Origin of the sequence: Streptomyces sp. NPDC059668 (genome assembly GCF_042734135.1) — a bacterium.
In the GTDB taxonomy this organism is placed as follows: Bacteria; Actinomycetota; Actinomycetes; order Streptomycetales; family Streptomycetaceae; genus Streptomyces.
In genome coordinates, this window is the sequence record NZ_JBHWEL010000007.1 from 133,648 (window position 1) to 143,297 (window position 9,650).

The window sequence follows — 9,650 nt, forward strand, 5'->3', positions numbered from 1 at the left end:
GCGCGAGCTGACGCGGCGCGGGCTCGCTCGAGGGGTGTGGGGGGGGGGGGGGGGGCCCCCCCCCCCGGTCGTGTCCGGCTGAACGGCGTCGGTCAGCCGAACTGGCCGGGCTGGTAGCTCCCGGCGGGCTGCTGGTTGATGACGTTGATGCGGTTGTAGGCGTTGATGATGGCGATGAGGGAGATCAGGGCGACGAGCTGCTCCTCGTCGAAGTACTTGACCGCCTCGGCCCACGCCTCGTCGGTCACACCGCCGGCGGCGTCGGCGATGCGGGTGCCCTGCTCGGCCAGTTCGAGCGCGGCGCGCTCGGCGTCGGTGAAGACCGTGGCCTCACGCCAGACCGCGACCAGGTGGAGCCGCTGCGCGGTCTCGCCCGCCGCCGCGGCGTCCTTGGTGTGCATGTCGGTGCAGAAGCCGCAGCCGTTGATCTGGCTCGCGCGGATCTTCACCAGTTCCTGGACCGTGTGCGGCAGCGCCGTCTCCGACGCCACCATCCCGGCCGTGTTGATGTGCTTGAGAATCTTGCCCGCGAGGGGGTGGCCGAAGTAGTTGAGACGTGATTCCACGGTGATCTCCTGACGATCGACGGCAATGCGGATACACACGTATGACCGGGGCGGCGGGGCGATCTGTGACAGGGAGCCGGAGTGACCTGGATCTCGCACCATCCCGTAGGCCGCGCATCACCGGGTTCCGGCACCGCGGACCACGGAAGGGCGGTTCCGCGGACCCTGCCACCGCGACCGCCGCCGTCCTCGGAGCACCCCGCCGCGCGGCGGGACTTCTCCGCCGTACGGCGCTCCCGCCGCACGGCCTGCCCGGTGCACCATGACGGCAGTGGTCACAGGGGCGTGACCGTGACGCAGGGAGAGCCGATGACCGCCGAACCTTCCGCATCCTCCGCCGGGAGCGAGCGTTTCCGGGTGGGGCCGCCCCCGCCGTTCGACCCGGAACTCGCCGCCGTCCTCGAAGTCGTCGCCGAGGAGATGCCGCCCGCCCTGCACCCCGAGATGATCCCGGCGCTGCGCGAGGAGATGGCGGCGTTCGAGCGGGCGGAGCCGGACCTGGGCGGGGACGGCGCCTTCGAGATCGAGGACCGTACGGTACCCGGGCCGCCCGGCGCCCCGGACGTCTCCCTGCTCGTCTGCCGGCCCACCGGGACCGATGCCCCCGTGCCGGTCGTCTACCACACGCACGGCGGCGGGATGGTGGTCGGCGGCAGCCGCTCCGGTGTCGCGGAGATCCTCGGCTGGGCCCGCGAACTGGGCACGGCGGTGGTGTCCGTGGAGTACCGCCTCGCTCCCGAGAACCCGCACCCGGCGCCCGTCGAGGACTGCTACGCGGGACTGGTGTGGACGGCCGGGCACGCCGCGGAACTGGGATTCGACGCAGACCGGATCATCGTCGCCGGCGGCAGCGCCGGAGGCGGCCTGGCCGCGGCCGTCGCCCTGCTCGCCCGGGACCGCGGCGGTCCGGCACTGCTGGGGCAGGTGCTGCTGTGCCCGATGCTCGACGACCGCAACGACACCCCGTCCAGCCACCAGATGGCCGGGGTGGGCCTGTGGGACCGCACGGCGAACGACACCGGGTGGACGGCCCTGCTCGGCGACGCGCGCGGTGGCCCCGACGTCTCCCCGTACGCCGCCCCGGCGCGCGCGGAGGACCTCACCGGGCTGCCCCCGGCGTTCATCGACGTCGGTTCGGCCGAGACCTTCCGTGACGAGGCCGTCGCGTACGCGACCCGGATGTGGCAGGCGGGGGGTCGCGCCGAACTGCACGTCTGGCCGGGCGGTTTCCACGGATACGACCAGATGGCGCCGCGGGCCGCCCTGTCCCAGGACACCAAGGCGGCCCGCCTGCGGTGGCTGCGCCGGCTGCTCGGGAACTGACGCGGCGGGCCGGAAGGTCCGGAGAGGCGGCCTGCCACCGACCCGCGGCCGGCCCCGGCTCCGACCGGCCGTGCTCCTGCGGCGGTTGCGCCGCGACCGGCGTCCACCGGGGCTGCCGAGTCCCAGGGGCGCCGGCCTCCCGGGGCAACGTCGGAAGCGGGCCTAGACCGAGCGGTGGTACTGCTCGGGCACGTGTACGTCCGCGCCGAGCTCACGTCCCGCGAGGCGGGCGAACGACGGGTTGCGCAACAGTTCACGGCCCAGCAGCACCGCGTCGGCCTCGTCGTTGGCCACGATCTTCTCGGCCTGCTCGACGTCGGTGATCAGGCCGACGGCGGCGACGGGCAGGCCGGTCTCCGCCCTCACCCGCGCGGCGAAGGGGACCTGGTAGCCGGGCCCGACGGGGATGCGGGCGCCCGCGACGTTGCCGCCCGTCGAGACGTCCAGCAGGTCCACACCGTGCTCCCGGAGCCGGGCGGCCAGGCGGACGGTGTCGTCGGCGCTCCAGCCGCCCTCGTCCAGCCAGTCGGTGGCGGAGACACGGAAGAAGAGCGGCTTGTCCTCGGGCCAGACCTCACGGACGGCGTCGACCACTTCGAGGGCGAACCGGATGCGGTTCTCGTAGGAGCCGCCGTACTCGTCGGTGCGCCGGTTGGAGTACGGGGAGAGGAACTCGTTGACGAGGTAGCCGTGGGCGCCGTGGATCTCCACGACCTCGAACCCGGCGTCCAGGGCCCGCCGGGCCGCGTCCGCGAACTGGCCGACGATCTCCCGTATGCGGTCCACGCCGAGTTCGGCCGGCACCGGATGGCCCTCGTCGAAGGCGAGCGCGCTCGGGGCCAGCGGCTGCCATCCGTACGCGTCCGCACCGACCGGCGCGCCGCCCGTCCAGGGCCGGTCGGTCGACGCCTTCCGCCCGGCGTGCGCGAGCTGGATCCCGGGCACGGTGCCCTGGCCGCGCAGGAAACCCGTGACGCGACGGAACGCCTCGACCTGGGTGTCGTTCCAGATGCCGAGGTCGTACGGGGTGATCCGGCCCTCGAGGGAGACGGCGGTGGCCTCGACGACGATCAGACCCGTGCCGCCGGTGGCGCGCGCGGCGTAGTGGGCGAAGTGCCAGTCGTTCGGGGCGCCCGTCGAGGCTCCTTCCGGAGCCGCCGAGTACTGGCACATCGGGGGCATCCACACCCGGTTGGGGATCGTCAGATCGCGCAGAGTGATGGGCTCGAAGAGCGCGCTCACGGCGGACTCCATTCGTCGCGGGACCGGATGTCGTTACTACGATAAACATCGTAGTACGGGAAGTGTCAAACTACGAGAGGTCTCGTACAATGGGAGACCGGAAGACCGATCGTGGAACCCCGCCCGGAGACGATGCGGGGCGGGTGCCGCGCACAGGACTGGAGCCGCCGTGACGACCGCCGCCCCCGCCGCCCCCGCCGGCAGCAGCCGGGATCTCGCGCACCCCGCGTGCGCGGAGATCCGCCTGGAGGGCGTGCTGCACGCGCTGTCCGATCCGATGCGGCTGAGGATCGTGCGGGAGCTCGCCGCCGGCGGCGACGAGCTGTCCTGTTCGCACTTCGACCTGCCGGTCACCAAGTCCACCACCACGCACCACTTCCGGGTCCTCCGCGAGAGCGGGGTGATCCGGCAGGTCTACCGCGGCACGGCCAAGATGAACGGGCTGCGCGCGGACGACCTCGACGCGCTGTTCCCCGGCCTCATCGACTGCGTCCTCGCCGCGGCGGCACGCCAGGCGTCGGAGCGGGGCGACGGCTGAGGCCCCATCCGTTCAGGCGGTGACCGCGGGTGACTGCGGGTGGCCGGGGAGCCGGCCGGGCGATGACCGCGGATGCCCAGGAAGCCGGCCGGGTGATGACCGCGGAGCCTGCTACGCGGTGACCGTGGGTGCGTCCGGAGCGGCGGCGCCGTCCTCTCGCGGACCCGGCCTGCCCCGCAGGTGGTTGAAGAGCAGGTTCAGGACGATCGCCGTCAGGCAACCGGCGCTGATCCCGCTGTTCATCACCGTCTGGAACCAGTCGGGGAACTTCCCGTAGACCGTCGGCACCCCGACCGGCAGCAGGCCCACGGCGACCGAGACGGCCACGACGGTGAGGTTGTCGGTGCCCTTGAAATCCACCTCGGCCAGGGTGCGCAGCCCGCTCGCGGCGACCGTCCCGAACATCACCAGACCCGCGCCGCCGAGCACCGGCGCCGGTACCGCCGCGACCACCGCGCCCAGCTTGGGCAACAGGCCGAGCAGTACGAGGATGCCGCCCGCGGCGGCGACCACCCAGCGGCTGCGTACCCGGGTCATGCCGACCAGGCCCACGTTCTGCGCGAACGCCGTGTACGGGAAGGTGTTGAAGACACCGCCGAGAACCGTGGAGAGGCCGTCCGCGCGCAACCCGTCGGCCAGGGTGCGCGGTTCGACCCTGCGGTCGGTCATCTCGCCCACCGCGATGAGGTCCCCGGTCGTCTCCGTCATCGTCACCAGCGCCACGACCAGCATCGAGACGATCGCCGAGGCGCGGAAGGCGGGAGCGCCGAAGTGGAACGGCGTGCTGATCCCGAGCCAGCCGGCGTCGCCGACGCCGCCGAAGTCGGTGAAGCCGAAGGGCACCGCCACGGCGAGTCCCACCCCGATGCCGATCAGCACCGCGATCCGGCTCAGGAACGGTGGCGCGAACCGCTGCACCCCCACCACGACCGCCAGTACGAAGCCCGCGAGCGCGAGGTTCTTCGGCTCGCCGAAGTCCTTCGCGCCCACGCCGCCGGCGGCCCAGTCGCCCGCCACCGGCAGCAGCGAGACCCCGATGATCAGGATGACGGTGCCGGTGACGACCGGCGGGAAGAAGCGCAGCAGCCTGCCGAAGACCGGCGCCAGAAGCATGATCGCGAGGCCCGCGACGATCACCGACCCGTAGATCGCGGGCAGTCCGCCGCCGGTCGTCCCGATGAGCACCATCGGTGAGACGGCCGCGAACGTGCAGCCCTGCATGATCGGCAGACGTACGCCGAAGCGCCAGAACCCCACGCACTGGATGAGGGTCGCGATCCCGCAGATCAGCAGGTCGGCGGTGATCAGATACGCCAGATCGGCCGGTGAGAGCTTCATCGCGCCGCCCACGATCAGCGGAACGGCCACGGCTCCCGCGTACATCGCGAGCACGTGCTGCAGCCCGAAGGCGGCCAGGGCGCGTACGGGCGGGACCTCGTCCACGGGATGCACGGGTGCGGTGGTTGCTGCCATGGGCACTCCAGGAGCGGCGGCGGATCGGGGGAGGCCGGAGGGCGCGGGGAAACTCCGACCAGCACGAGACCGTAGAGGGCTTGAACAGTTTGTTGATTTCCGGTCTGTTGCCGGTGTGTGTCATGCCCACGGAAACCCGAGCGACTCGCCGTACCCCGCGGGGATCACGGGGAGGTCCTCAGGGCGTCGCCGTCCGCGCCGCCGCGAGCAGCGACGTCCAGTCGGGCAGCTTCACGACACCCCGTCCCAGGGATGCCCCGAGCTCCGCCTCCGCCCGCTCGATCGCCTCCCAGCCGGCCCACTCGACCGGCGCCGAGCCCGTCGCCCGCAGCGCCGCGAGCGGGTCCCCGGGCACCTCGCGTCGTACGAGATCGGGCGCGTCCGCCAGCAGCGAGGTCACCGTCTCCTTCGCGCACGGCCGGTTGGTGCCGATGACGCCCGTCGGACCACGCTTGATCCAGCCCGCCACGTACTCGCCCGGAGAGACCACCCCGTCCCGCAGCACCCGTCCCGCGAGATGCGGCACCGTGCCGTGCTCCTCGTCGAACGGCAGTCCTTCGAGCGGCACCCCGCGGTAGCCCACCGACCGCAGCACCAGCTGGGCCGGGATGTCCTCGTGGCGGCCCGTGCCCGTCACCCCGCCGTGCCCGTCGGGCACCGTCCGTTCGAAGCGCACCGCGCCCACCCGGCCGCCGGTGCCGTCCGGCTCGCCCGCGCGGGGGAGCAGCGCGACGGGACGGAGGAAGAAACGGAGCCGGATCCGGCGCGGGCGGCCGAGCGCCGGGGCGGCGGCCCAGCCGCGCAGCACCTCCACGTTGCGACGCTGTGCGGCGGGCAGCGCCGACGGGTCGACGTACTGCGGATCGAGCGCCAGCTCCTCGGGGTCCACCACGACGTCGGTGTCCGGCAGCCCGCCCAGCTCGCGCAGTTCCTTGGTGGTGAACCGGGCCTGCGACGGGCCGCGCCGCCCGACCATGCTGATCTCCGTCACCGTGCTCGCGGCCAGCGCGGTGAGCGCCGCCTGCGGCATGTCGGTGGGGCTCAGTTCGGCCGCGCCGCGGGCCAGGATCCGGGTGACGTCGACGGCGACGTTGCCGACGCCGATGACGACGGCCGAGCGGGTGCCGAGCACGAATCCGGCGGCTCCGTCGGCCACCGAGTCCGGGTGCGCGCTGTACCAGGACACGAACTCGGTCGCCGACCAGCTGCCGGACAACTCCTCACCGGGCACCGCGAGGTGCCGGTCGGTGGCGGCCCCCACGCAGTACACCACCGCGTGGTAGAGCTCGCGCAGTCGCGCGGCCGGTACGCCGCCGGGGCCCACCTGGACGCCGCCGAGGAACCGTACCCGCTCGTCCTCCAGGACGGCGCGCAGATTGTTCTGGAGCGACTTGATCTTCTCGTGGTCGGGGGCCACGCCGTAGCGGACCAGGCCGTACGGGCACGGCAGCCGGTCGAGGACGTCCACCCGGATGTCGGGCAGACCGCTCTGTACGAGGCTCTGGGCGGTGTAGACCCCGCTGGGCCCCGATCCGACGACGGCGACATGCAACACGGCGGAACTCCCAACCCGAAACCCGGACATCCCGAGGAGATCGCTGATGGCTCCAGCATCGCACCACTCATGGCCCGCTGACAGGGTGCGGCGCGCGGCACACGTGTGCGTGTCCGTTCGTATGGATCGACGTGTCCCTCGCCGCGGCGCGCGGCGGCGTCGGCGGCGCACCGTGGACCGGGGCCTGCGCGAGGGCACGGCCGGCCGCGGCCGCCGGGCGTGGCCGCGTGGCATCGTGGCATCGGGGGGCCACGGTCCACGGTGCGTCACCGCGGCCCGTGGCCGGCCGCCGGGGAGCACCAGGCCGCACAGCGGGGGCGGATCCGGGCCGCGGCGGGTGAGTGCGCCGCCGGGCACGGCCGTGCGGGACACCCCGGCCGATCACCGGGGCGGACGGGTTCCTGGCCCGCCGTCACATGCGGCGCCGGCCAAGCCGACGGCGTGGACCTCCGGGAGCGCGGACCGTCACGACATCGCCCGCATCCTGCTGATCTCGCTGGTCTGCTGGGCGATCACGTCGTCGGCCATCTCCTCGATCTGGATGTTGTTGCCCTGGGCCTTCACGTCCGTGGCCATCGCGATCGCCCCGTCGTGGTGCGTGATCATCAGCTTCAGGAAGAGGCGGTCGAAGACTTTGCCCCGGGCCACGCGCAACGCCTTGAGCTGGGCGTCGGTCGCCATGCCGGGCATCGCCCCGTGCTGGTGTCCCGTGGTGTGAGCGGCCGCGTCGTGTGTGTCGAGCCAGCCCTTCATCGTGCTGATCTCGGGGCCCTGCGAGGCCGCGATGCGCGCCGCCAGTGCCTTCACCCGGCCGGACTCGGCCTGCCGAGGGGCGAGCCGGGTCATCTCCAGTGCCTGGGTGTGGTGTTCGATCATCATCCGGGCGTAGGCGAAGTCCGCCGAGTTGGGGGAGTCGTCCTCGGTGCGCCGCTTCGCGGCATCGTCGGCGGAGAGCGTCTCCGCCGCCTCGCCGGGCTTGCCGGGCGCGATCACCGAAGGACCGCCCGCCGCACCGGACTTGGCCGGAGCACGCGAGTCGTCGCAGGCCCCGAGCGCGAGTACGGCGACCACCACCGAAGCGGCGGCCAGGGACGCGCGGGGGGAACGGCGGAAGAACACGGCGACCTCCTGGGACACACGGATCGGCTTACACTCACGGGTGTTCATGACCGTCCTAGCACGCTTCCGAACGCGCCCGATCAAAAACTCTCATTACGAGTACGTTGCCATCTGTTGATCAGCGCATGGGACGGACGATACTTCTGGGGTCCGTGAACCGTTCCTCTGCGAACGGCTACAAGGGAGGACGCAGTGACCCTGTTGAACGATCCCCGAACGCGGCACAGACGCCTGGGAGTTGCCGCCGTCGCGGCCGGACTCCTGGCCGCGCTGCTCACGGCCGGCCCGGCGGCCGCGACCCCCGATCCCGGGGACGGTCCCGCCGCGCGGGACAAGGTCTCCCGGAGCGACGCCGCCGAGGTGAGGGCGGCGGTGGAGAGTGGCGAGATACCCGGACAGGACGAGATCGTCCACTCCGACAACGTCCAGCACCTCACCAACATCCCCAAGGACGCCCTGGCCGGGCTCAATTCGGACCTCGCCTTCCAGGGCGAGTACGCCTTCGCCGGCAACTACGACGGCTTCCGCATCTTCGACATCAGCAACCCGAAGGCCCCGAAGACGGTCTCGCAGGTGCTGTGCCCGGGATCGCAGAACGACGTCTCGGTCTCCGGCAACCTGCTCTTCCTCTCCACCGACTCCTCGCGCAGCGACAGTTCCTGCAACAGCACCACGCAGCCCGCGACCGAGAAGTCCTCGTGGGAGGGCATGAAGGTCTTCGACATCACCGACAAGGCGAACCCGAAGTACGTCGCCGCGGTCGAGACCGCCTGCGGTTCGCACACCCACTCACTGGTGCCGGAACGCAAGAACGTCTACATCTACGTGTCCTCGTACTCGCCGAGCGCCACGTTCCCCGACTGCCAGCCCCCGCACGACGGCATCTCGGTCATCAAGGTGCCGCGCCACGCGCCCGAGAAGGCCGCGGTGGTGAACTTCCCGGTGCTCTTCCCCGGTGAGGGACCCGACGGCGGCGGCAACCCGGGCTCGCCCACCAACCCGGGCGTCTCCAAGACCACCGGCTGCCACGACATCACCGTGCTGCCCTCCAAGGACCTCGCGGCGGGCGCCTGCATGGGCGACGGCATCCTGTTCTCCATCAAGGACCCCGAACACCCCAAGGTCATCGACCAGGTCGAGGACAACGTCAACTTCGCGTTCTGGCACTCCGCGACCTTCAACCAGAAGGCCGACAAGGTCGTGTTCACCGACGAGTTGGGCGGCGGCGGCGCGGCCACCTGCAACGCGGCCATCGGCCCGAACCGCGGTGCCGACGGCATCTACGACATCGTCGGCAAGGGCGACCGGCGCAAGCTGGTCTTCCGGAGCTACTACAAGATCCCCCGTCACCAGGCGGACACCGAGAACTGCGTGGCCCACAACGGCTCGCTGATCCCGGTCAAGGGCAAGGACCTCATGGTGCAGGCCTGGTACCAGGGAGGCGTCTCCGTCTGGGACTTCACCGACTCCCTCCACCCGAAGGAGATCGCCTACTTCGAGCGCGGCCCGCTGAGCACCGACACGCTCCAGGTCGGCGGCTCATGGTCGGCGTACTACTACAACGGCTACATCTACTCGAACGACATCGCCAAGGGCTTCGACGTCCTGAAGCTCAGCGACCGGCGCACCGACCCGGCCAAGCGGGTCCACCTGCGCGAGCTCAACGTGCAGACCCAGCCGGACTACTTCGACTGATCGTCCGGCAGGCGGCCGGTCGCGAAGAACCGTGACAGATCCGCCCCGTGCGTGGCCGCGGCGCCCCCCGGGTGCGGGGGGCGCGCCCCATAGCCCACGCGGGAGTATTGGGGGGGAGACACCCCCCGCCCCCGCTGGG

The 9,650-nt window shown here is 71.9% G+C and carries 8 protein-coding genes; 3 read left to right on the forward strand and 5 right to left on the reverse strand.

Annotated elements, in window-relative coordinates:
* Positions 1-92: 92 nt before the first annotated feature.
* Positions 93-566 (reverse strand): carboxymuconolactone decarboxylase family protein, encoded by a 474-nt coding sequence (locus ACFV2J_RS08465; RefSeq protein WP_385437787.1) that lies wholly within the window; start codon positions 564-566, stop codon positions 93-95.
* 309 nt (positions 567-875) lie between these two features.
* Between ACFV2J_RS08465 and ACFV2J_RS08470 the strand changes: the two genes are divergently transcribed.
* Entirely contained in the window at positions 876-1,889 is a 1,014-nt protein-coding gene (locus ACFV2J_RS08470) for an alpha/beta hydrolase (RefSeq protein ID WP_385083963.1), read from the forward strand.
* Between the two features lie 162 nt (positions 1,890-2,051).
* On the opposite strand, the gene ACFV2J_RS08475 is transcribed toward ACFV2J_RS08470, so the two are convergent.
* Entirely contained in the window at positions 2,052-3,131 is a 1,080-nt protein-coding gene (locus ACFV2J_RS08475; protein WP_385083964.1) for an NADH:flavin oxidoreductase/NADH oxidase, read from the reverse strand.
* A gap of 169 nt (positions 3,132-3,300) precedes the next feature.
* Between ACFV2J_RS08475 and ACFV2J_RS08480 the strand changes: the two genes are divergently transcribed.
* Positions 3,301-3,669, forward strand: coding sequence for an ArsR/SmtB family transcription factor (locus ACFV2J_RS08480; RefSeq protein ID WP_385083965.1), 369 nt, complete (start codon positions 3,301-3,303; stop codon positions 3,667-3,669).
* A gap of 111 nt (positions 3,670-3,780) precedes the next feature.
* Here the strand turns inward: ACFV2J_RS08480 and ACFV2J_RS08485 are convergent, their stop codons facing one another.
* From ACFV2J_RS08485 to ACFV2J_RS08495, 3 genes are all read right to left on the reverse strand, one after another.
* On the reverse strand, positions 3,781-5,142 hold the full coding sequence (locus tag ACFV2J_RS08485) for a nucleobase:cation symporter-2 family protein (RefSeq protein ID WP_385083966.1): 1,362 nt from the start codon (positions 5,140-5,142) through the stop codon (positions 3,781-3,783).
* 178 nt (positions 5,143-5,320) lie between these two features.
* Complete coding sequence (locus ACFV2J_RS08490) at positions 5,321-6,697, reverse strand: FAD-dependent oxidoreductase (RefSeq protein WP_385083967.1); 1,377 nt, start codon at positions 6,695-6,697, stop codon at positions 5,321-5,323.
* A gap of 465 nt (positions 6,698-7,162) precedes the next feature.
* A complete protein-coding gene (locus ACFV2J_RS08495) occupies positions 7,163-7,864 on the reverse strand; it encodes a DUF305 domain-containing protein (RefSeq protein WP_385086512.1) in 702 nt (233 codons plus the stop codon).
* Between the two features lie 144 nt (positions 7,865-8,008).
* Here ACFV2J_RS08495 and ACFV2J_RS08500 point away from each other — a divergent pair, with 144 nt between their 5' ends.
* Positions 8,009-9,511 (forward strand): LVIVD repeat-containing protein, encoded by a 1,503-nt coding sequence (locus tag ACFV2J_RS08500; protein WP_385086509.1) that lies wholly within the window; start codon positions 8,009-8,011, stop codon positions 9,509-9,511.
* The last annotated feature ends 139 nt before the right edge of the window (positions 9,512-9,650 follow it).

What these genes read in the sequence shown, in the direction of transcription:
- ACFV2J_RS08495 (WP_385086512.1), bottom strand. Translation starts at nt 7,864, where the DNA reads ATGAACACCCGTGAGTGTAAGCCGATCCGTGTGTCCCAGGAGGTCGCC.
- ACFV2J_RS08470 (WP_385083963.1), top strand. Translation starts at nt 876, where the DNA reads ATGACCGCCGAACCTTCCGCATCCTCCGCCGGGAGCGAGCGTTTCCGG.
- ACFV2J_RS08485 (WP_385083966.1), bottom strand. Translation starts at nt 5,142, where the DNA reads ATGGCAGCAACCACCGCACCCGTGCATCCCGTGGACGAGGTCCCGCCC.